Annotated in this window: 24 protein-coding genes and 1 pseudogene; 19 read left to right on the top strand and 6 right to left on the bottom strand. The window is 66.0% G+C overall.

Translation table 11 applies throughout. The annotated features are described in order from the left end of the window. The 7 genes and pseudogenes from QM685_RS32310 to QM685_RS32280 all read left to right on the top strand — a co-directional run. Positions 1 to 444: pseudogene (locus tag QM685_RS32310) on the top strand (MFS transporter); the annotation flags it as partial. A gap of 281 nt (positions 445 to 725) precedes the next feature. Beyond that, positions 726 to 2,081, top strand: a complete 1,356-nt coding sequence (locus QM685_RS32305; RefSeq protein WP_415123167.1) for an MFS transporter — start codon at positions 726 to 728, stop codon at positions 2,079 to 2,081. Positions 2,082 to 2,145: 64 nt separating this feature from the next. Further along, entirely contained in the window at positions 2,146 to 3,363 is a 1,218-nt protein-coding gene (locus QM685_RS32300; RefSeq protein ID WP_415123165.1) for an acyl-CoA dehydrogenase family protein, read from the top strand. 19 nt (positions 3,364 to 3,382) lie between these two features. Then, positions 3,383 to 3,901 carry a 4-hydroxyphenylacetate 3-monooxygenase, reductase component gene (gene hpaC, locus QM685_RS32295; protein ID WP_415123163.1) on the top strand — a complete coding sequence of 173 codons (519 nt, stop codon included), beginning with the start codon at positions 3,383 to 3,385 and terminating at the stop codon, positions 3,899 to 3,901. A gap of 2 nt (positions 3,902 to 3,903) precedes the next feature. Then, positions 3,904 to 4,605: an ethyl tert-butyl ether degradation protein EthD gene (locus QM685_RS32290; protein ID WP_415123161.1), complete on the top strand. Its 702-nt coding sequence runs from the start codon at positions 3,904 to 3,906 to the stop codon at positions 4,603 to 4,605. A gap of 94 nt (positions 4,606 to 4,699) precedes the next feature. Then, complete coding sequence (locus tag QM685_RS32285; RefSeq protein ID WP_415123159.1) at positions 4,700 to 5,620, top strand: LysR family transcriptional regulator; 921 nt, start codon at positions 4,700 to 4,702, stop codon at positions 5,618 to 5,620. 213 nt (positions 5,621 to 5,833) lie between these two features. Continuing rightward, complete coding sequence (locus QM685_RS32280; RefSeq protein ID WP_415123157.1) at positions 5,834 to 6,805, top strand: PDR/VanB family oxidoreductase; 972 nt, start codon at positions 5,834 to 5,836, stop codon at positions 6,803 to 6,805. Positions 6,806 to 6,868: 63 nt separating this feature from the next. Here QM685_RS32280 and QM685_RS32275 read toward each other — a convergent pair whose 3' ends face one another. Continuing rightward, the gene (locus QM685_RS32275; protein ID WP_415123155.1) at positions 6,869 to 7,795 is read right to left on the bottom strand and encodes a LysR family transcriptional regulator; all 927 of its coding nucleotides are present in this window, start codon (positions 7,793 to 7,795) and stop codon (positions 6,869 to 6,871) included. Between the two features lie 162 nt (positions 7,796 to 7,957). On the opposite strand from QM685_RS32275, the gene QM685_RS32270 reads away from it, so the two are divergent. The 4 genes from QM685_RS32270 to QM685_RS32255 all read left to right on the top strand — a co-directional run bounded on the left by QM685_RS32270 (position 7,958) and on the right by QM685_RS32255 (position 11,605). Next, on the top strand, positions 7,958 to 9,235 hold the full coding sequence (locus QM685_RS32270) for an aromatic ring-hydroxylating oxygenase subunit alpha (protein ID WP_415123153.1): 1,278 nt from the start codon (positions 7,958 to 7,960) through the stop codon (positions 9,233 to 9,235). Continuing rightward, positions 9,232 to 9,732 (top strand): aromatic-ring-hydroxylating dioxygenase subunit beta, encoded by a 501-nt coding sequence (locus tag QM685_RS32265; protein WP_415123151.1) that lies wholly within the window; start codon positions 9,232 to 9,234, stop codon positions 9,730 to 9,732. The genes QM685_RS32270 and QM685_RS32265 overlap by 4 nt, the downstream gene beginning before the upstream one ends. Before the next feature lie 48 nt (positions 9,733 to 9,780). Beyond that, complete coding sequence (locus QM685_RS32260) at positions 9,781 to 10,167, top strand: tautomerase family protein (RefSeq protein WP_415123149.1); 387 nt, start codon at positions 9,781 to 9,783, stop codon at positions 10,165 to 10,167. A gap of 100 nt (positions 10,168 to 10,267) precedes the next feature. Continuing rightward, a complete protein-coding gene (locus QM685_RS32255) occupies positions 10,268 to 11,605 on the top strand; it encodes an MFS transporter (protein ID WP_415123147.1) in 1,338 nt (445 codons plus the stop codon). 36 nt (positions 11,606 to 11,641) lie between these two features. Here the strand turns inward: QM685_RS32255 and QM685_RS32250 are convergent, their stop codons facing one another. Continuing rightward, complete coding sequence (locus QM685_RS32250) at positions 11,642 to 13,162, bottom strand: ATP-binding protein (RefSeq protein ID WP_415123145.1); 1,521 nt, start codon at positions 13,160 to 13,162, stop codon at positions 11,642 to 11,644. Between the two features lie 229 nt (positions 13,163 to 13,391). Here QM685_RS32250 and QM685_RS32245 point away from each other — a divergent pair, with 229 nt between their 5' ends. The 5 genes from QM685_RS32245 to QM685_RS32225 are packed head-to-tail and all read left to right on the top strand — an operon-like array spanning position 13,392 to position 17,516. Further along, positions 13,392 to 14,588, top strand: coding sequence for an acyl-CoA dehydrogenase family protein (locus QM685_RS32245; protein WP_415123143.1), 1,197 nt, complete (start codon positions 13,392 to 13,394; stop codon positions 14,586 to 14,588). Between the two features lie 30 nt (positions 14,589 to 14,618). Then, positions 14,619 to 14,999, top strand: coding sequence for a hypothetical protein (locus QM685_RS32240; RefSeq protein ID WP_415123141.1), 381 nt, complete (start codon positions 14,619 to 14,621; stop codon positions 14,997 to 14,999). Positions 15,000 to 15,015: 16 nt separating this feature from the next. Then, positions 15,016 to 15,588: a nuclear transport factor 2 family protein gene (locus tag QM685_RS32235; RefSeq protein WP_415123139.1), complete on the top strand. Its 573-nt coding sequence runs from the start codon at positions 15,016 to 15,018 to the stop codon at positions 15,586 to 15,588. Positions 15,589 to 15,613: 25 nt separating this feature from the next. Beyond that, positions 15,614 to 16,738: an amidase gene (locus tag QM685_RS32230; RefSeq protein ID WP_415123137.1), complete on the top strand. Its 1,125-nt coding sequence runs from the start codon at positions 15,614 to 15,616 to the stop codon at positions 16,736 to 16,738. A 34-nt stretch (positions 16,739 to 16,772) separates the two neighbouring features. Continuing rightward, positions 16,773 to 17,516: an SDR family NAD(P)-dependent oxidoreductase gene (locus tag QM685_RS32225; protein WP_415123135.1), complete on the top strand. Its 744-nt coding sequence runs from the start codon at positions 16,773 to 16,775 to the stop codon at positions 17,514 to 17,516. 6 nt (positions 17,517 to 17,522) lie between these two features. On the opposite strand, the gene QM685_RS32220 is transcribed toward QM685_RS32225, so the two are convergent. Both QM685_RS32220 and QM685_RS32215 read right to left on the bottom strand, forming a co-directional pair. Continuing rightward, on the bottom strand, positions 17,523 to 18,158 hold the full coding sequence (locus QM685_RS32220; protein ID WP_415123133.1) for a response regulator transcription factor: 636 nt from the start codon (positions 18,156 to 18,158) through the stop codon (positions 17,523 to 17,525). Between the two features lie 94 nt (positions 18,159 to 18,252). Then, complete coding sequence (locus tag QM685_RS32215) at positions 18,253 to 18,438, bottom strand: hypothetical protein (protein ID WP_415123131.1); 186 nt, start codon at positions 18,436 to 18,438, stop codon at positions 18,253 to 18,255. Positions 18,439 to 18,497: 59 nt separating this feature from the next. On the opposite strand from QM685_RS32215, the gene hpaC (QM685_RS32210) reads away from it, so the two are divergent. From hpaC (QM685_RS32210) to QM685_RS32200, 3 genes are all read left to right on the top strand, one after another. Continuing rightward, positions 18,498 to 19,031 carry a 4-hydroxyphenylacetate 3-monooxygenase, reductase component gene (hpaC, locus tag QM685_RS32210; protein WP_415123129.1) on the top strand — a complete coding sequence of 178 codons (534 nt, stop codon included), beginning with the start codon at positions 18,498 to 18,500 and terminating at the stop codon, positions 19,029 to 19,031. A gap of 118 nt (positions 19,032 to 19,149) precedes the next feature. Continuing rightward, entirely contained in the window at positions 19,150 to 20,406 is a 1,257-nt protein-coding gene (locus QM685_RS32205; protein WP_415123127.1) for an aconitase X, read from the top strand. 10 nt (positions 20,407 to 20,416) lie between these two features. Further along, positions 20,417 to 20,860 (top strand): aconitase X swivel domain-containing protein, encoded by a 444-nt coding sequence (locus QM685_RS32200; RefSeq protein ID WP_415123125.1) that lies wholly within the window; start codon positions 20,417 to 20,419, stop codon positions 20,858 to 20,860. A gap of 19 nt (positions 20,861 to 20,879) precedes the next feature. Here QM685_RS32200 and QM685_RS32195 read toward each other — a convergent pair whose 3' ends face one another. Together QM685_RS32195 and QM685_RS32190 are read right to left on the bottom strand one after the other, a co-directional pair. Beyond that, on the bottom strand, positions 20,880 to 21,557 hold the full coding sequence (locus tag QM685_RS32195; protein ID WP_415123123.1) for a GntR family transcriptional regulator: 678 nt from the start codon (positions 21,555 to 21,557) through the stop codon (positions 20,880 to 20,882). A 134-nt stretch (positions 21,558 to 21,691) separates the two neighbouring features. Further along, entirely contained in the window at positions 21,692 to 22,927 is a 1,236-nt protein-coding gene (locus QM685_RS32190; protein WP_415123121.1) for an amidohydrolase family protein, read from the bottom strand. Positions 22,928 to 22,960: the final 33 nt, after the last annotated feature.

Below are 22,960 nucleotides of genomic sequence, written 5' to 3'. Positions count from 1 at the left end.
GCGGCGATGGCGCTGCCCGCCGCCGCCTTCACGCAGGTGAACAGTCTCGGCCTCTCGCTGACGCTGCTCGTGATCGCGATGTTCTTCGCGTCGTTCCCGATGCCGACCTCGACCGCCGCGATGCAAACGCTCGCGCCGAACCAGATGCGCGCGCAGATTTCCGCCGTGTTCCTGCTCGTGTCGAACCTGATCGGTCTCGGCATCGGCACGACGCTCGTCGCGTTGCTGACCGACAAGGTGTTCGGCTCGCCGCTCGCCGTCGGTCATTCGATGTCGATCGTCAGCCTCGTCGCGGCGCTGCTCGCGACCGTGCTGCTGGGGTTCGGCTGCCGCCAGTTCCGTCTGAGCCTCGAGCGCGAGCATCGGCGCGCCCAGAGCGCGGACGCGCGTGCGCGGGATCAGACGGATGCGGCGAGCGCGGAACTCAGCGCGACGCGCGCCTGACGCCGCAAGGACGACCGCGCGTCGATATCTGGCACGATCAGAAACGGGGATGCCATTGCCGGCGGCCCGCCTGTTGCGGCGAAACCCCTTCCCGCGCACCACCGGCACCTCGCGGGCAAAGCCCCCATCATGCAGCGCATTCATAGCGCCCATTTTTGGCCCGAATTTGACCGCTGGTTTCACGGCCCATATCGTTGCCCCGTGCCGTGACGACGTGACGCACCGACGTCGTCCGGAATCTCCACAGAACGGTAACCTCAACTTCGTGCCCGGCCCTCACCATGAATCCTGATGCCGTGAATTCTCACCTGAGTGCTCCCCTCGCCGCCCATCGCCTGGCGCGTCCGAAGAGCGCAGTCCGTCGAGCCGTGACCACCGCCGTACTCGGCCAGATACTCGAGTGGTACGACTTTTTCCTCTATGGCACCGCTGCCGCGCTGGTGTTCGGCAAGCTCTTTTTTCCCGTGGGCAACGATCCGTTGACGGGCACCATCGCGGCCTTCGGCGGCTTTACCGTGGGCTTCATCGCGAGGCCGATCGGCGGCGTGCTGTGCGGGCATCTCGGCGACCGCCACGGTCGAAAAGCGGTGATGATGCTCACGCTCATGACGATGGGCACGGCCACCGTGCTCATGGGCGCGCTGCCCACCTATCATCAGATCGGCATTGCGGCGCCCATTCTGCTCGTGATCCTGCGCGTTCTCCAGGGTCTCGCGGCGGGCGGCGAATGGAGCGGCAGCATCCTGCTCATCCATGAAAGCGCCCCGGCCGCGCGGCGCGGCGCGCTGGCCGCATGGAGCCCTTGCGGTGCCGCGCTCGGCTTCGTGCTGTCGACGGCGGCCTTCATGCTCGCGCAGCGCCTGTCGCACGCCGACTTTCTGAGCTGGGGCTGGCGCGTGCCGTTTCTCGGCAGCGCGGCGCTCGTCGTGCTCGGCTTGTGGATGCGCCGCTCGGTCAGCGAAAGCGCCGCCTTCGCCGAGGTCAAGGCGACGCGCAATGAAAGCCGCATGCCCATCGTCGACGTGCTGCGGCAGTGTCCACGCGAAGTGCTGACCGTGTTCGGCCTGCGCTTCGGCGAAGGGGGCGCGTCGTATATCTTCTTTGCGTTCTCGATTGCCTATGGCCAGTTTCTCGGCATCAAATCGTCATGGATACTCGGCGGACTCACGCTCTCGATGCTGCTGATGATCCCGGTGTCGCTGCTGGCCGGACACATCACCGACAAGGTGGGACGCAAGCCGGTGTATCTGCTCGGCGCCATCGCGATGGTGGTCGTCGCGTGGCCGTACTTCGCGCTGCTCGGCTCGGGCGAGTACTGGAAAGTGATGACCGCGCTCCTGCTGGCGAACAGCCTGACGCTCGGCATTCTCGAAGGCGCGCAGCCCGCCTTCATCAGCGAGCTGCTGCCGGTGCATCTGCGCTATTCGGGGCTCGGCATCGGCCGGGAGATTTCCTCGGTGCTGGGCGGCGGCCTCTCGCCGATGATCGCCACCGGCCTGCTCGCGTATTACCGAAGCGCCGTTCCCGTCGCGCTCTATCTCGGCGCGCTCGGACTGATCACGCTCATCGCCACCTGCTGCGCCCGCGAAACCTGGCCCAGGGCTCTGCGCGCCGCAGCCCGTCAGCAAACCGGATGAAATCTTCGGCCTCGCTGCCGACACCTGACCTGTTCTGTTCCAGATTCTTCAAGAGGTAATCCGCATGCATGCCCTGCAGTCTGCAAGCTCCGACGTCCGCGGCTCCGATCTCCGGATCATCGCCGCACAGGACGACTACCCCGAGTATCCCGCGCCGCTTTCGCTCGACGCGCTCGTCAAGGAAGTCGAGCGCCGGCGCGACGACTTCGACGCGCTCTCGCACGTTCCTCGCGACATGGTCGCGAAAATGAAGCGAGCGGGTATTTTCCGGGCCAGCACGCCCAGGCGCTTCGGCGGCGACGCGCTGCCGCCGCACCAGTTCCTCGCGATGCTCGAACGGATTGCCATGGCGGATGGCTCGACCGCGTGGGTCGCCGCGTTCGGGTCGGCGAATACGTACCTCGCGGCGTTGCCCGTCGACACCCAGGCGAAACTCTACGCGAGCGGACCCGACCAGGTTTTCGCGGGCGGACTCTATCCGCTGCAAAAGGCAGTACGCGCGCCGGGCGGCTTCAGGGTCAGCGGGCAATGGCGCTTTGCGAGCGGCTGCAAAGGGGCTGACTGGATCGGCGTCGGCATCGGCGGCACACCCGGCAGCGCCGGCGAACCGAACGCCGGCAAGCCGTTCACGGCGGTATTCCCCGCCGGCGAAGTCGAAATCGTCGAGAACTGGAAGGTGGTCGGCATGCAGGGCACGGGAAGTCACGACCTGCGGCTGAAAGACAAGTTCGTCGACGACGCGTGGACCTTCGTGCGCGGCGGCGCGGCGCTGATCGACGAACCGCTCTATCGCTATCCGGCCGTCGCTTATCAGGCGCAGGTGCATGCCAGCGTGAACATCGGTCTCGCGCGCGCCGCGCTCGACCTGCTCGCGGGCATGTCGGGCGTCACGCAAACCACTACGGGCGCGCCGCGCCTTGCCGACCGGGCCTATTACCGCTCGGGCCTGGCGCAAGCCGAGGCGCGCCTGCGCAGCGCCCGCGCGTTCTTCTTCGAGTCGGCCGAAGCGGCATGGCGAACGATCCTCGCGGGCGATCCGATCGCGCCGGCCGAGGCCAATATCCTGCGCCTGAGCGCGACCCATGCGGCGCATACCTGCGCCGATGTCGTGATGGACGCCTACAAGATGGCCGGCATCGGCGCGATCTACCAGGAGAGCCGCCTGCAGCGCCTCGTTCGCGACTCGATTGTCGTGACCCAGCACGCGTTCCTCGGCGAAGGCACCTATGACGCTTCCGGCGCATTATTCGTCGGCATTGAGCCGGTGACGCCCTATCCCTGATCGAGGAGGCCGGACTGCCATGACCCCGGATGAAACGCGGCTGCACTTTCGCGATGCCATGGCCTCTCTCGCGGCGGCCGTCAACGTGATCACCACCGACGGCCCGCGGGGACGCTGCGGCATCACGGCAAGCGCGGTCTGCTCCGTGACTGACACGCCGCCGACGATGCTCGTCTGCATCAATCAGGCGAGCTACGTGCACGACGTTCTGCACGACAACCGGCAGGTCTGCATCAACGTGCTCGGCGCGCGCGGCCAGGAACTGGCGCGCGTATTCGCGGGCCTGACCGCCTGCCCGATGGCCGAACGCTTCGATCAATGCGAGTGGCAAGCGGGCCGGCTTGCCGTGCCGGTGCTGGCCGATGCGATCGCGAGTCTCGAAGGCACGGTGTGCGAAAGCAGGACGGTGGGATCGCACTCCGTGTTTTTCGTACGGATCGAGCACATCGCGTTGCGCGACGAAGGCGACGGTCTCGTCTATTTCGGCAGGCAATTCCATCGGCTCGCGCGCGCGGCCGTGACGTCCGCGGCGGGGTGAGCATGCAGGTCTGTCTGTTCCTCACGGCAGCGAGCGGCGGGCCGCCGCCGCTCGACCTGCGCGCATTGATGCACGTCGCGGGCGAAACAGAAGGGCTGTGCCAACTGGTCGTGCACGAGCCGGTTGCGGAGCCCGTCGGTCCGGACGCGGCACGGGATTCAACGACGCCGTCGTGCATGCTGCAATGGTACTTCGACGATCTCGCGGCCCTCGAACGCGCGCTCGAACCCGAAGGCATGGTTCATCGCGCGCTGCGACGCTCCGCGCTCGCGAAGCTCGACAGGCACGCGTTTTCGCAGCAGGTCATGGCCGTGCGCAAGCTCGCGCCGCCTCAGGCCATGCCGATGAACGACCGCGCGCAGCGATGCACCTACATGGTGGCCTACGAAGGCCCCGCGCACGACTTCGGGGCATGGCTCGGGCATTACCTCGCGCATCATCCGCCGTTGATGCTGCAGTTGCCTGCGTTGCGCGAGCTGGAGATCTACACGCGCATGGACTGCTGCAGCGGCTTGCCTTTCGCGCACGCCAACGCCATGCAGCGCAACAAGGTCGTCTTCGACGATGCGCGCTCGCTCGCCCATGCACTCGCGTCGCCGGTGCGAGACGCGATGCGCCGCGACTTCCACGCGTTGCCGCCGTATCGCGGCGCGACTCCGCATTACCCAATGCGGAGCATTTACGGTAAATTCGCAGGACCGTGACCGGCTTTCGCGCTGCCGTCGGGCAGTACACGAGCCAGGCGTAATGCGCCGGGCGCTCCGGCACGGGCACCCCCACCCGTTCGAGACGCAGTGCATGAGCCAACCCAATCTTGCCGGCACCGATCTGAACCTGTTGCGGGTATTCCTCGCCATCTGGGATCTGCGCAGCCTGACTGCCGCGGGGGAACGGCTCGCGATCACGCAGCCCGCCGTCAGTCACGCACTGCGCCGGCTGCGCACGCTCTTCGAAGACCCGCTCTTCGTGCGCACGCCGAACGGCATGGTGCCGACCGACGCCGCCTTTCGCCTCTATCCGCCGCTCGCCCAGGCGTTCGCGATCATCAGCGAGGCCGTCCAGCAACTCGCGAAATTCGATGCCGCCACGGCACAGCGCGTGTTCCGCATTTCGATGTCGGACATGTCGGAGTTCTATTTTCTGCCGCCCCTGCTCGCGATGCTCGATCGCGAGACGCGCGGCATTCGCATCGAAGTGACCAATGTGCCGGTCGAGTCGGTGAGCGCGGCCATGCGCGCCGGCGAGATCGATCTCGCGCTCGGCTACGTGCCGGGGCTCGATGCCGGTTGCGTGACGCAAACGCTCTTCGTCGACGAGCATGTCTGCGTGGTGCGCGCGGGGCACCCGTTGCGAAAGACGAAGCCCACCCGCGAGGACCTGGCGGCGCTGCGCTACGTGTATGCGAGCACCAATGCGACCGGTCATCGGATGGTCGAACAGTGGCTCGACGAGATGAATCTCAAGCGCGAAGTGGTGCTCAGGCTGCCGCATTTCGTCGTCGCGCCGGAGATCGTCATGCACACCGATCTGGCGGTGATTTTTCCAAAGAGCATTGCGCGCCGCTTCAACCGCGGTAAGGCCTTTCGCATTCTGCCCCTGCCGTTCACGCTGCCACCGATCGAAATCCAGGTGCATACGCATACGCAGTTTGCCGCCGATCCGGGCATTGCCTGGCTGCGCGCAACCATCTACGAGATGTTCCATCAGCCGAAGGCCTGACGCCGATCCATCACGCTGGTGAGAGCAGCCGATTTCGGTTGACCGGAAACGCGCTTTCGCGCTGTATTATCAGTCGTGTTTATTTGCTAGGCTATTTTTTATCAATTTGCCCGATCGGTGCGGCCGCCGTATGCTCGGTTCCATCTCTCGCGCCTCGCGCGCGAACGTTCCCTTCAGTCCAGCATTCAGCCATTCCAGCGAGCGGGTTTCATCATGCAAGCCACTACATTCAAGGTTCGCGTCGACGCATTGCGCGACGAAGCAAACGGTATCCGTTCGTTCAGCATCACCCGGCTCGACGGCCAGCCGTTCGACGCCTACGAGCCGGGCGCGCATATCGACGTCACGGCACCGTCCGGCGTTACGCGCCAGTACTCGCTGTGCGGCGACCCCGACCAGCGCGACGCGCAGCTCTTCGCCGTCAAGCGCGAGAACGCATCGCGCGGCGGCTCGAGCTCGCTGCATGACGACGTGACGATCGGCACCGAACTCTCGGTCGGCGCGCCGCGCAACCTGTTCCAGCTCGCGCCCGATGCGCGGCGCCATGTGCTCGTCGGCGCGGGCATCGGCATCACGCCGCTTCTGTCGATGGCTTATCGCCTCATCAAACAGAGCGCGCCGTTCGAATTGCACTATTTCGCGCGCAGCGAGGAACATGCGGCGTTTCTGCCGCTGCTTGCGCGCGCCCCGTTCGCGGCTTACGTGAAGCTGCATTTCGGCGTGGAGCCCGCTGCGCTCGACGGCGTGCTCGCATCGTGTCTCGCCGACGCATCGGCCGGCACGCACGTCTACACGTGCGGACCTTCCGCCTTCATGGAACGCGTGGTCGCCACGGCCGGAATGCGCGTGCCCGAAGACGCAATCCATCTCGAACGCTTCGCGGCGGAGCCCGCGGCACCTGAGAGCGGCGCGGCGCTCGACGCGTTCGACGTGCAGGTGTCCAGCACGGGCCAGACCGTGCGTGTGGAGAAGGACACGTCGATCGTCGATGCGCTCGCGTCGATCGGCATCGAGGTCGACACGTCGTGCGGCGAAGGCGTGTGCGGCACCTGCATGGTCGACATCGTGACGGGCGAGCCCGAACATCGCGACCATTGTCTGAGCAAGGCCGAGCGCGCGAGCAACAAGGTCATCTGCTGCTGTATTTCGCGCTCTCGCTCACCGGTTCTCGTGCTCGATCTCTGAACGGGCGCGCAAGCATCACGCCATTCGCCATCACGCCATTCGCCGCCTCATTGGCCACATCATTCAGGGCGTCGCTGCGCCGAAGCGCTGCAGGATGCCCCGGACGAGCTCGCGCATCCACGCGATGCCTTCGTCCTCGTGGAAGTGATCGTGCCAGTGCATCGTCACGGCCGCGACGGGCACCGTCACGGGCAGCGCATAGATATGGAAGCGCCCGTCCAGATTGAACAGGCTCGCGAGACGGCGCGGCAGCGTCGCGTACAGGTCCGTCACGGCCAGCACGCCCGGCAACGCGACGAAGTGCGGCAATTCGAGCGCGATGTTCCTTCCCACGCCCTGCGAGCGCAGCGCATCGTCGAGCGCATGATGGCTGTGCTCGACCGACCTCACCTGCACATGCGCCGCGTCCACGAACTGCGCGAGGCTCAGCGTGTCGCCGCGCGGCAAGCCGCGGCGGCGCCGCGTCATGCACACGTAGTTTTCCTCGAACAGCAACTGGTGGCGCGTGCGCGACATCAGCTCGGGCAGATTGCCGATCGCGAAATCGAGCCGGCTCGCGCGTAGCGCGTCTTCGATCTCCGCCACGGGCAGCGGCTCGACACACACCTTGACATGCGGCGCCTCGCGATGAAGCGCCTCGCAGATCGGCGGCAAATACGCCATCTCCCCCGCATCCGACAACGACATCCTGAACGTGCGCGCGCTCACCGCCGGATCGAAACGCTCGGCGTAGCGCAGCGCTTCGCGCACGGTATCGAGCGCGCGGCCGACGATCGGCGCGAGTTCCAGCGTAACCGGCGTGGGCTGCATGCCCGCGCGTGTGCGGATAAAGAGCGGATCGTCGAACAGCACGCGCAGACGCGACAGCGAATAGCTGATGGCGGGCTGCGACAGCGCGAGCCGCTCGCCCGCCTTCGTCAGGCTGCGCTCCTCGACGATGGCCTGAAAAACCCGCAGCAGATTGAGATCGACGTGATCGAGTGAAGGCATGGCCGGGTTGACCTTTTATCAGTGGCATTTATGTGAGGACCAATTTTAGATCGATTTGACGTATGAAGCACCACGGACGAGACTTCAATCAACGCGGCGACGGCAAGCGCGCTGTGATCTACAACCTCGCGAGACATCGCGACCACCCCGATACCCGACACCATGAGCGATACCTGGCAGACCATCGACACGAGTACGCTGCGCGGCCGCGTACAGGCCGACCGCATCGCGCCTTCGCTGTACTACGATCCGGCGCTGTTCGAAGCGGAACTCGAGCGCATTTTCTACAAGACGTGGATCTGGGTCGCGCACGAAAGCGAGCTGCCCAAACCGGGCGATTTCCGCACCACGACGATCGGCCGCCAGCCGGTGATCGTCGTGCGCGACAAGACCGGCGCGGTCAACGTGCTGCAAAACCGCTGCCGCCATCGCGGCGCGACCGTGTGCGAGGAGCACAAGGGCAACGCGAAGGGCTTCACGTGCCCGTACCATAGCTGGTCGTATGCGCTCGACGGCACGCTGCGCGCGCTGCCCTACGGCGACGGCTACGAAGGCGTCTGCGAAAAGGGCGACCTGCCGCTCGAAAAACTGCGCGTCGGCATTTACCAGGGACTTATTTTCGCGAGCTTCAACCAGGCCATCGAGCCGCTCGAAGACTTCCTCGGCGGTGCGAAGCCGTGGATCGACCTGTTCATGAAACAGGGCGCGGGCTATCCCGTGAAGGCCAACGGCGAGCACAAATTCAAATTCAAGGGCAACTGGAAGATCCAGCTCGAGAACACGACGGACCTGTATCACTTCCCGGTCGTGCACAAGTCGTGGATGAAGTCGATCGACGACGAAACCGCCGCGGCGATCACGAGTTTCATGACGAGCGACAAGGCCTTCTGCCGCTCGCTCGGCAACGGCCACAGCCTCGCGGTGCTGGTGCCCGAACTGGTCGATCTCGACGAGGACGATGGCGCGCCGCTGCCCGAGCGCTTCCAGGAACTGGCCACGCAGCTCGCCGCGCGTCATGCGCCCGAGGAAGTGCGCCGGATCGTGCGCTCGCTGATGGGCGTCGGCTTCAATCTGAACCTGTTCCCGAACCTTGCGCTGTCGATGGCGTTTTTCCGCGTGCTGCGACCGATTTCCGCGGAAGAAACCGAAATCCGTCACGTCGCGCTCGCGATGGACGGCGGCCCCGACGAAGCCAACCGCGTACGCCTGCGCATTCACGAACACTTCCAGGGCCCGTTCGGCTTCGGCAGCCCGGACGATGCCGAAGCATGGGAGCGCGTGCAACGCGGCGCGCACGCCGGCCCCGACATTCCGATCCTCGTGAATCGCGGCCTGAATCGCGAAACGACCGCACCGAACGGAGAAAAAACCGCGCACGCCACCGACGAAACCGGCATGCGCGAAGCGTATGCGCAGTGGCGCACGATGATGGAGGCATGATGGACGACCGCAACGCACTCAACTCGCAACAGACGTTTATACACGCGGTGCAGTTCATCTGGCGCGAAGCCGAGATGCTGGACCGGCGCGAATACCGCGCATGGCTCGACCTGTGGGACCCGCAAGGCCACTACGTGGTGCCGATCGATCCGAACACGACCGACTTCGCGGCCACGCTGAACTACGCGTACGACGATCAGCACATGCGCGAGATGCGCGTGCAGCGCATGACGTCGGGCTATTCGGCGTCGGCGAGCGATGCGGCGCGCACGGTGCGCACGGTGTCGCGCTTCACGTTGGCGAGCGACGCGGCCGATACCGTCGAAGTGAAGTCGGCGCAGATCATCGTCGCGTACAAGCGCGGCGCGAGCACGATCTTCGCGGCGGACCTCACGCACCGCATCAGTTTCGCCAGCGGCGAGCCGAAGCTGCAACAGAAGGTGATCCGCCTGATCGATTCGACCGAAGCGCTGAGCGCGATCGGTTTCCTGCTCTGAAAACAGGGGCGCGCGCGACAAACGCACGCCCCGCTTCCATTCGAACTCATGCCTACACTCGAAGTGTATTTGCCCGCGGGCCACGCGGAAGCACGCAAGGCGTCGCTGATCGGCAGGCTCACCGAGGCGACGGTCAACGCGATCGGCGCGCCCGCGGAATCCGTGCGCATTCTGCTTTCCGAGCTTGCCGACACGCATTACGGGATCGGCGGAAAGCGGGCCGCCGACGGCGCGCCGCCCTCGTTGCCCGTGATCGTCGCGATACTGATCGCCGGGCGCACGCTGGAGCAGAAAGCCGCGTTGATCGAAGCGCTGGCGAAAACGGGCGCCGACGTGCTCGACTCGCCGCTCGACGCGACACGCGTAATCATCAAGGACATTCCGAACACCGATTTCGGCCTGGGCGGCCAGACCGCGAAAGCGCTCGGGCGCTAGCGCCCCTGCGCGCTTTCGCCGCCTTGCCCTCGCGCCTTTCCTCCACCCCCGATACGCGCGCAGTCCACGTTCTATCCGCGCGAAACCAGCGAGCACGACGATGCCACACGACACGCTCTCCACCACGGCCGAAGCGCCTCCCGCGTCCGCGCTGCCGGCTGCGTCGCCAACTCCGCGCGCGTCGCGCACCTTGCGGCGGATCATCGTCGCGTCCGTGCTCGGCAATGCGCTCGAATGGTACGACTTCTTCCTGTACGGCACGGCGGCCGCGCTGATCTTCGGGCCGCTGTTCTTTCCGCTGCACGGCGACCCGCTGCTCGGCACGCTCGCCGCGTTCGCTGGCTTCGCGATCGGCTTTCTCGCGCGTCCGCTCGGCGGCATCGTGTTCGGTCATATCGGCGACCGGCACGGCCGCAAACGCGCGCTCGTCGTCACACTGATGATGATGGGCGTGGCGACTTTCGGCATCGGTCTGCTGCCGACGTTCTCGCAAGCCGGTTTCCTCGCGCCGATCGCGCTGGTGTGTCTGCGCGTGGTGCAAGGCATCGCGTCCGGCGGCGAATGGGGCGGCGGCGTACTGCTGATCAGCGAGAGCGCGCCGGCCAGCCGGCGCGGCTACTACGCGTCGTTCAGCCAGCTCGGCGTGGCGGGCGGCTTCGTGTTGTCGGCGGCGGCGTTCTACCTGGTGCAGCGCTTGCCGCTCGAGAGCTTCATGTCGTGGGGCTGGCGCGTGCCGTTTCTCGCGAGCGTGCTGATCTTCGGCGTCGGCGTCTATATCCGCCGGCGCTTGCCCGAGAGCCGCGAGTTCGCGGCCGCGCGTCCGAAGCACATGCCGGTGCTGACGGTGCTGCGCAATCATCCGAAGCAGGTGCTGCAGGCGATGGGGCTGCGCGTCGCCGAAAACGGCGGCACCTATATCTTTCTGTCGTTCGTGCTGGTGTATGGCAAGACCGTCGGCGTACCGGTTTCGGTGATGCTCGGCGGCGTGATGATCGCGATGCTGCTCGAACTCGTCACGATCGTGCTGTGGGGCCGGCTCTCGGATGCCATCGGGCGGCGTCCCGTGTATATGATCGGCGCGCTCGGACTCGTGGTGATTGCATTTCCGGCCTTCTGGCTGATCGACACGCATCAGCCGCTGTATGTGTTTCTGTCGCTCGCGCTCGGCTTGCCGTTCTGCCACGCCGCGATGATCGGCACACAGCCCGCGCTGATGGGCGAACTTTTTCCCACGGAAGTCCGCTATTCGGGCATGGCGCTCGGTCATGAAATCGCGTCGGTCTTTTCCGGCGGCCTCGCGCCGCTCGTGGCCACCGCGTTGTACGCGAAAGTGCGCGAACCGTGGCCGGTCGCGTTGATGCTGATCGGCTTCGGACTGGTCACCGCGTTCACGCTCGCGACCATTCCGCGCAACACGCATGCCATTACACATGACTGACCACATGACCGACGCCGACACATGACAAGCCCGCGCTCAGCCCGGCGGCCCGCTCGCGAGCGGCAGCGAGAAGCTGCATTCGAGGCCGCGGCACGGCGCGGGCTGCGCCCAGATTTTGCCGCCATGCCGCGTGACGATGTTCTTGCACAGCGACAGGCCGATGCCATTGCCGCCCGCCTTCGACGACGAAAAACCGTCGAACAGCCGGCCATGCGCATCGGCGGGCACGCCCGGCCCGTTGTCGATGACCTGGACCCTTGCATGTTCGCCATCCAGGCTCGTGACGAGTCGCAGTTCGCGGCGGCGCGGCGGTGTCGAACTTTCAGCGCCGTTCTCTTCAGTTGTCGCCATGTCCGTGCCGAGCGCGTCGATCGCGTTGAACGCGAGATTCAGCACCACCTGGCCGATCAGCACGCGTTCCACGAACACCGGCAACGGTTCGCTCGCCTGCTCGAGCGTCACCGTCACGCCCGCGTCGCGCGCGCGCAATTCGATGAAGTAAGCGGCGTCCGCGAGCACGTCGCGCAGATCCGCGTGCGTCTCGCTCGGCTCGCGCTTCGCGATGTATTCGCGCACGCTTCTGATGATGAGCGCGGCATGCTCGGCCTGGCGGTCCGCGCTGCGCAGGCCCCAGATCGTGTCTTCGATGGCGCCGCCCCGTTCGAGACGGCGGATCGCCCCTTCGAGAAAGTTGCGCACGGCCGCGAGCGGCTGACTCAACTCGTGCGCGATGGCCGTGGCCATCTCGCCCATCGCGTTGTAACGCCCGGCGTGTTCGAGCATGCGCGCCTCGGTGCGGCGCGCTTCCTCGATCGCGACTTCGTCGGAGATGTCGCGAAAGTCGATCAGCAGACCGTCGAGATCGTCCTCGATGACGAGCCGGCGGCAGGTGATGCGCAGCCAGCACGCGCTGCCGTCGCGCCGGATCATGCGATAGCGTTGCGGCTCGGACGGGTGCCGGGACGGTGCGTCGTCGAGCTGCCCGGCGAGGCGTTCGCGATTGCGCTCGCCGCAGTAATCGAATACGGAGCCCGGCGCGTCGTTCGCGGCGAGACCAAGCAGACGGCGCCCCGAATCGCTGATGAATTCGATCGAGCCGTCGTGCGTGAGCACCGCGACGCCTTCGCTCAGATCCTGCATGAACTCGCGCAGCCGCGTTTCGTAGCGCCGCAGTTCCTCGCGCATCGCTTCCTCCGCGCTGATGTCGCGAAACTGCACCATCACGACAGCGCGCTCCCGCAGCGGCACATAGGTCGCAATCGCCTCGGACAGCATGTCCTGGGCGGTGCGCGAGCGATAGCACCATTCGTAGCCCTGCGGCCCTTCGGTGATCGAGCGGTCCATCGCCGCCACGGCGATTTCGCGCCGGTATTTCGGCTCGGGGCGTGTCATGTCGCGCGCCTTCAGCGGCAGCAGTTCCTCGACCGAAAAGCCGAGCGCGATGCACGCGGCGCGGTTCGCCCAGACGATCGCCTTCGTGTCGGCATCGTGCAGCAGCACGCACATCGTCAATGCGTCGAGCAGGCGGCGAAAATCGTCTTCGGTGGGGTACGTCATGATCCAGTGCGAACGAAACCGGGGTCCACGAACGATAGCATCCGTGCGCCGCGCGGGGAATCTGAAGATTTCTTTAGACGCGCGGGGAGCGCTACTTAAAAATGAGTGCGGCGTCCCAATTGATGGCCTCTTTTTGCCTTTCTAGACTGGGTTCCAGACTGAACGGCCGCGAACGAACGCGGCGTCCAACGACACGAACCTTGTGGATCAGGCACTCAGGAGAGACACCATGACATCAGTTGCGACCGCCGTCGCATCCCCCCGCGACCCGCACGCGGAAGCCCGCGCCGCGCAGCCGGACGGCAGCCTGTCGCTCGACGAAGTCATCGACGTGGTGGCCACGCGCCGCGACGAATTCGACCGGCTTTCGCACGTGCCGCGCGACGTCATCGATCTCTTCAAGCGCGCCGGCATCTACCGTGCCGCGACACCGAAGCGCTTCGGCGGCGATGCGCGCGCGCCCGGCGAATTTCTCGAGATGATCGAGCGCATTGCGGTGGCCGACGGCTCCGCCGCGTGGGTCGCGAGCTTCGGTTCGGCCAACGTCTACCTCGCCGCGCTGCCGCTCGACACCCAGGCACGGATTTACGCGAGCGGTCCGGACCAGGCGTTCGCGGGCGGCCTTTTTCCGGTGCAGTCCGCGCAGGCCGTCGAAGGCGGCTGGCGCGTGAACGGCACGTGGAAGTTCGCGAGCGGCTGCAAGGGCGCCGACTGGCTCGGCGTCGGCATCAGCACCGGCGAGGCCGCGGGCAGCGGCCCGAACAAGCCGCGCACGGCCGTGTTCCGCCCCGAGCAGGTGGAGATCGTCGAGAACTGGAACGTGGTCGGCATGCAGGGCACGGGCAGTCACGACCTGCGCGTGACCGACCAGATCGTCGGCGAAGACTGGACCTTCGTGCGCGGCGGCACGCCCTGTGTCGACGAACCGCTCTATCGCTATCCGACCATCGCCTACGCGGCCCAGGTGCTCGCGGTCGTGAACCTCGGCCTCGCGCGCGCCGCGCTCGACGTCGCCAACCACATGTCGGGCGGCCGCCGCACGACGACCGGCGCGCCGCAACTCGCGGACCGCGCGTACTACCGCATCGAGCTCGCCAAGGCCGAGGCGCAGTTGCGCTCGGCGCGCGCGTACTTCTACGAGTCGACCGACGGCGTCTGGCAATCGATCCTCGCCGGCAATCCGGTGACGCCCGAGCAGGTCAGCCTGCTGCGGCTGTCCGCCACGCACATCGCGCACGAAGGCGCCGATGTGGTGAATCGCGCGTACCGCCTCGGCGGCACGATGGCGATCTATCGCACGCATCCGTTACAACGCCTGTTGCGCGACTCGATGGTGGTCACGCAGCACGCGTTTCTCGGCGAAGGCAATTTCGACGGAGCCGGCGCGGTGTTCGTCGGCGTGCCGCCGATTCCGGGCTACCTGTAACTCCATCCACCCTTTCAAGGAATCCATCACATGCCGGATACTTCCGCGAACCGTCCCCTGCCGCTGCGCGTGCTGTTCTGCTGCGGCGTCACGCAAAACTTCTTCGACCTGCCGCGCGAGAAGATCGGCGAAGTGTGGCAGGCGTACGGCAAGATGCTGGCCGCCATCGAAGCGATGGACGGCGTCAGGGTGCTCGGCATCATGGACGACGACCGCCTCGTGGTCGGCCAGGCGACCGGCTCGCCGTGGACCTTCTACATCATGGCCGACGTCGCGGACTTCGATACCACCGTGGCCGTCTGCAATCTGTATCGCACGACGCCGGTCGGCGAGTACAACCTGTGGCGCTACGGCAAGATCGAGGCGCGCGTGGGGCGCGCGCTCGCGGTGCCGGCCTCTGCGGGTGCGTGACGCGATGGCGACGACGATGACGACTGACGCGATGCGCACGATTGCCGCGCTCGAAGCGCGCCTCGCCGCACTCGAAGGCGCCGAGGCGGCACGCAGGACCATGGCGCGCTACATGGCGCTGTGCGACGTGCCGAGCGGCGCGCTCGACGGCGAAGCACTCGAACGTCTCTTCACCGCCGACGCGGTGTGGGAAGGCATCGGCCCGCACTATACGAGCAAGTTCGGCCGGATCGAGGGGCGCGCGGCGATCGTCGCGATGCTCGCGCGCTATCTGCCACCCGAGCCGCACTTCGCGACCAACGTGCATTTTCTGACGTCCGGGAGCATCGACATGGTGACACCGGCGCGCGCGAAAGGACGCTGGATCATGTTGCAGGCGTCCGGCTACGTGGACGAACGCGCGGAGCTGATCGGCGCGCGGCTGGAGGTGGACTTCGTGCCCGCGCCCGATGGTTCCGATGCTTCCGATGCCGCGGGATGGCTGATCGCGCACTTTCGCACCGAGCGTCTGTTCGATGCGCCTTGGCGCGTGTCGCCCAGGCCCGCTCCATCTCTCCCGCCTGCCGCGCCCGCCGCGCGGCCCGATTGACCGGATATTCAACGGAACCGAATCGATGAGCGCTCTGATCAGTACTTTCTCGCTCGGCGGCGACGGCCCCACCATCGCCATCAAGGACACCGTCGACATCGCGGGCATGCCGACGACCGGCGCAAGCCGCGCGCTCGCCGATGCCGCGCCCGCGCAACGGCATGCGCAGGTCGTGCAGTTGCTGCTCGACGCGGGCTGGAACATCGTCGGCAAGGCCAACATGCACGAGCTCGCGTTCGGCATGACCGGCATCAACGACTACACCGGCACACCCGTCAATCCGCAGGACGCGACGCGCATTCCCGGCGGTTCATCCAGCGGCTCGGCGGCCGCGGTCGGCCTCGGGCTCGCACACGCCGCGCTCGGCACCGATACGGGCGGCTCGATTCGCGGGCCCGCCGCGTGTTGCGCCGTCGTGGGTCTGAAGCCGACGTTCGGGCTTGTTTCGCGACGCGGCGTCGCGCCCGCCGAATCGACGCTCGATTGCGTCGGTCCGTTCGCGCGCGACATGCGCATGATCGTCGAGACGATGAGCGTGATCGCACCTCGGTTCGACAGGAACGCCGCGCTGAAAAAAGTGACGAAGTGCAGCGTCGGCGTTGCCGCTGTCGATGCACAGGCAGACCTGCTCGCGGCCGTCGCGCGCGCGCCGCAACGCGCGGGCTTCACGTCCCGGCCGATCGAACTCGCGGGACTCGCCGACGCCTTCCAGGCGGGACTCGCGATCATCAACGCGGAGACGTGGGCCGCGTTCGGTCAACTCGTCGAAAGCGGCAAGCTCGGTGCCGATCTCGAAACGCGCCTGCGCGCCGCTTCGGCCACGACGCCCGAACAGGTCGGCGCGGCGGAACGCGTGCGGCGCAGCTTCACCGACGCGGTCGATCGCGCGCTCGACAACGTCGACGTGATCGTGATGCCGACACTGCCCGCATTGCCGATCACGCTCGACGACGCGCGGCGCGGTGTATCGGTGATCGCGATGTCGTCGCTGATCCGCCCGTTCAATCTCAGCGGTCATCCGGCGTTGAGCCTGCCGCTGCCGATCGACGGCTCGCCGTTGAAGGCCGGCTTGCAGATCGTCGGGCGCCACGGCGCCGACGAGCAGGTCTGCGCGGTCGCCGCCGCGTTCGAAGCCGCCCTCGCCCACTGAGCCCGCTGAAATTCTTCAAGGAACCGAAAACCTCATGTCCAGCAGAGTCGTCCTCGTTACCGGCGCGGCGCGCGGCCTCGGCGCCGTCATCGCCGCGCGTTTTCATGCGGCGGGCTACCGCGTCGCCCTCGGCGACGTGGCCGTCGAAGCCGCCGATGCCGTCGCGCGCGAGTTGAGCGCCGATGCATCGAGCGCGTTCGCGCTGAAGCTCGATGTCACGTCGAAGCAGGATTTCGTGAATGCGCGCGATGCGATCGTTGCGCGCTGGGGCCGCATCGATGCGCTCGTCAACAACGCGGGGGCATCGAAGGTCGTGCCCGTGATGGAGATCACGGCCGAGCAGTTCGATCAGGTGATCGACGTCAATCTGCGCAGCGTGCTGTTCGGCTGCCAGGTGTTCGGGCAGTATTTCGCGAATCAGCGCGAAGGACGCATCGTCAACATCGCGTCGCTCGCGGGCCAGAACGGCGGCTCGGCGACCGGCGCGCATTACGCGGCGGCCAAGGGCGGCGCCATCACGCTCACGAAGGTATTCGCGCGGGACCTCGCCGCGTCGGGCGTGACGGTCAATGCGATTTCGCCGGGACCACTGGATTTGCCGATCGTGCACGAGAGCGTGCCCGCGGAAAAACTCGCCACGGTGATCGCGAACATTCCGGTGGGCCGTCTCGGCGCCGCCGACTACATCGCCGATGCCGCCGTTCTGCTCGCTTCAGGCAACGCGTATTTCGCCAACGGCGCGTGCTGGGACATCAACGGTGGCCTCTATATGCGCTGACGCGCGTCACGGCGTGTGCGTCTGCGCGTCCTGATTCCACACCGCCATCACGTCGCGCACGAGCGTCGCGATCGACGCCACGCCGAGTTTTTCCTTGATGCTCGCGCGATGCACGTCGACCGTCTTCACGCTGATCTCGAGCTCGGCCGCGATGCGCTTGCTGCCCTTGCCGTCGATAACGCCGCGCAGCACTTCCTTCTCGCGCGCGGTCAGCGATTCGAGACGCTTGCGCAGATCGCGCCGCTTCTGGTCGGCCGCATGACGCTGCGTGGCGAGCTTCATCGCGCGTTGCACGCGATCGAGCATCTGCTGCGAGTTATACGGCTTTTCGACGAAGTCGATCGCGCCGTTCTGCAGCGCGCGCACCGACATCGGTATATCGCCGTGGCCGCTCACGAAAATGATCGGCAACGTCGCGCCGCGACGGTTCAATTCCGTCTGCACGTCGAAGCCGCCCGTCTCCGGCATGCGCACGTCGAGCACCAGACAGGCGGGGATGTCCGGATCGAATGCGCGCAGAAAATCGGCTGCGTTGGCGAACCCTTCCGACTTGACGCCGACCGATTCCAGCAGCCACGCGAGCGAGGTGCGCATGCCGTTGTCGTCGTCGACGATGTAGATAACCGGAGCAGGTAAAGTCACTTGCTCTTTCTCCGCTATGGTTCGTTGCGAAACGCCGCGAGACGCGCCCTGTGCCGCCTCATTTCATCCGCGCGTTCCCGCAGTTGCCGTTCCATCATAACCAGCCGGAAAAGCCCTGAAAAGCTGCGCCGCGCGGTAATTGCACGGTGATTTCCCCAGGCCGCTGCAACGCGCGCGCGCCCATCCTGGTGAAACCTTTAGACGGCTCGGGAGCGACGCCAGCACGCGGGCGATTCGCGACAGTATTTTTCGCGCGCTGCTTGCCGTACGCTTGAATCATGTCCGGCGCGAGATGCGTCGATGCCCATCAACGCAACGTCATTGCACGGAAGAACCCACATGTCCAACACTTCAAGCTCGACCCCGCTCCGCGTGAGCGACGACCGCCGGCAATTTCGTCAGGCGATGGCGCATCTGTGCGCGGCCGTCAACGTGATCACGACGGCCGGGCCGTTCGGCCGCTGCGGCATCACCGCGAGCGCCGTGTGCTCCGTGACGGATTCGCCGCCCACGCTGCTCGTCTGCCTGAACCGTTCCAGCGCGATGCATGCCGCGTTCGCGGGCAACAGCCGCATCTGCGTGAACGTGCTGCCCGGCGAACACGAACTGCTCGCGAAGCATTTCGCTGGCCTCACACAGTTGCCGATGGACGCGCGCTTCGACCTGCCGCTGTGGGACGAAGGCGAGCACGGCGTGCCGGTGCTGCGCGACGCGCTCGCGAGCCTGGAGGGCGAGATCGTCGAGTGCAAGGACGTCGGCTCGCACTCGGTGATCTTCGTGAAGGCGACCCGTATCCGCGTGCGCGGCGACGGCGACGGGCTCGTCTACTTCGATCGCAATTTCCACCGCCTCGCGCGGCCGTGCGCCGCATAGATCCGACGCCGCGTCCGCAGCCATGTCGTGCATTGTGTCCGGCGCGAGCGATGCGTTAAGATCGCCAGCGGTGGGAACCCGCAAAACGACTGCTATGCCGATGCACGGAGAGGCGACGATGCTTGACCTGACGGAGCGTGACGAGGCGACATTGAACGGCGCATTCGGCGAAGGCGCGGCGCTGGCCATGCGCATCGTGATCGCCACCGCGCATGTGATGAAGGCGCGCAGCCTCGTCGATATCTCGTCGGCGCATATCGATGGATGTCTGTATCACGGCGCGGTCAGCCTGGATTTCGTCGAGCGCTTCGTCGCATCCGGCGCGCGCGTGGCCGTGCCGACCACCCTCAACGTCGGATCGCTCGATCTGATTCACCCGGAACTGTTTCGCGGCAAAGCGGACACCGCGCGCGCGGCGAAGCGCCTGATGGACGCGCACCTCGAACTCGGCTGCGAGGCAAGCTTCACCTGCGCGCCCTATCAGCTCGAGCACCGTCCCAGGCGCGGCGAACAGATCGCGTGGGCCGAATCGAATGCGATCGTCTTCGCCAACTCGGTGCTGGGCGCGCGGACGAGCCGTTACGGCGATTTTCTCGATCTGGCGGCGGCGATCACCGGGCGCGTTCCGTATGCCGGCCTCCATGTCACTGAAAACCGTGCCGCCCGCCTGGTCCTGGAAGCACCCCGCTTCGCCGACTCGTCGCGTCGCGACGCCTGCTTTGCGGCACTCGGTTTCATTCTGGGACAAACGGCCGGCGCGACGATCGCCGCCATCACCGGATTGCCTTCCGATACGACAGAGGACGAACTGAAATGTCTGGGCGCCGCGGCGGCATCGAGCGGTGCGGTCGCGCTCTTTCACGCGGTCGGTATCACGCCGGAAGCCGCGACGCTCGACGCTGCGCTGCAAGGCGGCAAACCCGAGCGCACCGTCGCCGTGAGCGAGGCCGATCTTCTCGCCGTCCACCGCCAGTGGAACCAGGCACGTCCGGACTCGGCGCTCGCGGCGATCAGTCTCGGCACGCCGCATTTTTCAGTCGATGAATTCCACAAACTTGCCGCGCTGTTCGATGCCTATACGGGCCCGCTGCGGTGCGACTTCTACGTCAATACGAGCCGCTTCGTTCTGTGGCAGATCGAAAAGGAAGGGCTCGCGCAGCGGCTCAGCGCGCGCGGTGTACAGATCGTCGTGGACACCTGCACCTACATCACGCCGATAATGAAACAGATCAACGGACTGGTGATGACCAATTCCGGCAAGTGGGCGCATTACGCCCCGAGCAACATCGGCGTTTCGGTTGCGTTCGGGAGCATGAGCGAGTGCGTTCGTTCCGCGTTCGAAGGGAGAGTTTGCATCGATGAAGCAGCCGGCTAGCGCGACCATCATGAACTCATCGACATGTACGCTCGAAGGCGAGGTCCTGGTGCCCGGCAACGCCCGCGGCATCCCGATCGCACTCGCGCCGCTGAGCTTCTGGGGCGGCTATGACGCCGAAGACGGCAAGATTATCGACCGCACGCATCCGAACCGCGGACAAAGCCTGCAAGACCGGATACTCGTGATGCCGCGCGCACGCGGTTCGAGTTCCAGCAGCAGCGTGCTGGCCGAAGCGTTGCGCAATGGCACAGGGCCCGCCGGGATCATCCTGTGCGAACGCGATCTGATCATCGCGATCGGCGTGATTGCGGCCAACGAGCTCTATTCGCTCGACGTGCCGGTTGTCACCGTTGACGAGAACGCGTTCGCCCGCATCGCGCTGTGTACGTCGACATTGAATATCGACGCGGCGGACACCGCGCGTTCCGCCAGTATTTCGTTCGGCGCCTGAAGATGTTTCCGCGCGGCGATCAGCGCGACACGACCGCCTGCACGACCGACATGATCTGCTGCGCGGCCGTTTTCACGTGTTGCTCGAGCAGTTTGGCGCCGAGCTTCGCGTCCCGCTTCCGGCACGCTTCGATCAATGCCATGTGTTCGTCGTGGGACTGTTCGCGAATCGGCACCTGCACGGCCTGGAAACGGAAATAGCGGTCGCTGCGATCGTGCAGCACCCGCAGCATCTGCAACGTGATGTCGCGTTGCGACGGCAGATAAAGCGTCTCGTGCAGGCGCCAGTTCAGTTGCCCCCAGACACCCGAATCCGCGTTGTCCATTTCCTTGACGATCCGTTCGGCCTTGCCGATCTCGGCCTCGGTGATGCGCGGAATTGCTTCCGAAAAGATCCAGGGTTCGAGACGCAAGCGGATGTCGAAGGTCTCCCTGACCTCGTCGATCGACAACTCCGCCACATAGGCGCCCTTATGCGGCACGCTGGTCAGCAGCCCCTCGGCGGTCAGCCGCGTGATGGCCTCGCGCACCGGCACGCGGCTCACGCCCAGCTCTTCCGCGAGCGCTTCCTGACGCAGCACTTCGCCCGGCGCCAGTTCGCCGCTCAGAATCCGTTGACGAACCGCGGTGGTCACCAGTTCGACCGTGGTGGGCCGGACGATTTTTCGCGTGCTTTCCTCCACGACGAGTTCATTCATCGTGGACGCATTTCTGGCGGGACGTCGGGTGGATACCGGAGGCATGATCGGCTTCATTGCGGGGTTCGGGATACGACAGCCATGCTATCACGGTGCCTGGCTTTCGGATCCAGAATCCAATGAGCAACGCGGCGTCACAGCAACGCTTCGCGCACCCACGCGCCGTTTTTCATCACGCCGGCGATACGCTCGCCCTGCCCGGTCAGCACGCCGATGTCCTCCAGCGGATCCCCGTCGACGACGAGCAGGTCCGCGTAAGCGCCGGCGGATACGACACCGAGGCGTCCCTGTTGCCCGACGATTTCAGCGCCCACCGCCGTCGCCTGGCAGATGGTCTCGAACGCGCCGAGGATGCCGGCGCGAATCGTCAGTTCGTCGCTCTGGTACTGATGCATGTCGCCGAGCAGGTCCGTGCCCAGGCCCATTTTCACGCCCGCGCGTTTGAGCAGTTCGAGCGCCTTCAGGCCCTGCACGCGAACGTTCTCGTTTTTCGCGAGCGCGCTTTCCGTCACGCCCACCTTTGCGCCGACCTTGCTCATCGCGTCGTAGGTGACCAGCGTGGGCACCGCGAACGCGCCATGGTCCGCCATCACCGCCGCCGCTTCGGCGTCGATGAGATTGCCGTGCTCGATCGTACGCACACCCAGTTCGACCACGCGCGAGATGGCTCTGGCCGTGTACGCATGCGCCATCACGTAGGTCTGATGCGACGCCGCTTCCTCGACGATCGCCTTGACCTCGTCCACCGAGAACTGCAGGTTGCCGATCGGATCGGTCGGCGACGCGACGCCACCGGAGGCCATGATCTTTATATGGTGCGCGCCCGCGCGCATCTCTTCGCGGACTGCCTTGCGCACTTCGTCCACGCCGTCGACGATACGGCCGATTGCGCCGAGGTTGCGATGGCAGCCGCACGGATCGGGATCGGAGTTGTCGAAGCGCTCGCGGAAGTCGCCGTGACCGCCCGTTTGCGACAACGCCTTGCCGGCGACGAACAGCCGTGGCCCGGCGATCACGCCCTCCTCGATCGCGCGCGACAGCGCATAGTCGGCGCCGCCCGCGTCCCGCACGGTGGTGAAACCGCGGCTGAGCATGCCGGCGAGAATCGGCACCGCGCGCAGCACCGCAAAGGTGTTCGGCAGGCGCCCGTTATTGCCCAGGTGCGCAACCGATGCAATGACGTGCACGTGACAATCGATCATGCCCGGCATGACCGTTTTGCCCCCCACGTCGATCACCTGCGCGCCGTCGATCGACACCGGCTCGCGGGTGACGTCCTTGATCATGTCTCCGTCGACGACGATCGAATACGGGGTGGTGTCGTGTTCGTGATTGATGTCCAGCACGCGCGCGTTTTTCAGGATCAACATTCGGATTCCCCTGCGAGTTGTTTCGCGGCCCAT

The sequence above is a fragment of the Paraburkholderia sp. genome (assembly GCF_047605525.1).
Taxonomy (GTDB): Bacteria; Pseudomonadota; Gammaproteobacteria; order Burkholderiales; family Burkholderiaceae; genus Paraburkholderia.
The sequence above is the reverse complement of the archived record's forward strand: the minus strand, read 5'-3'. Positions and strand labels throughout refer to the sequence as shown.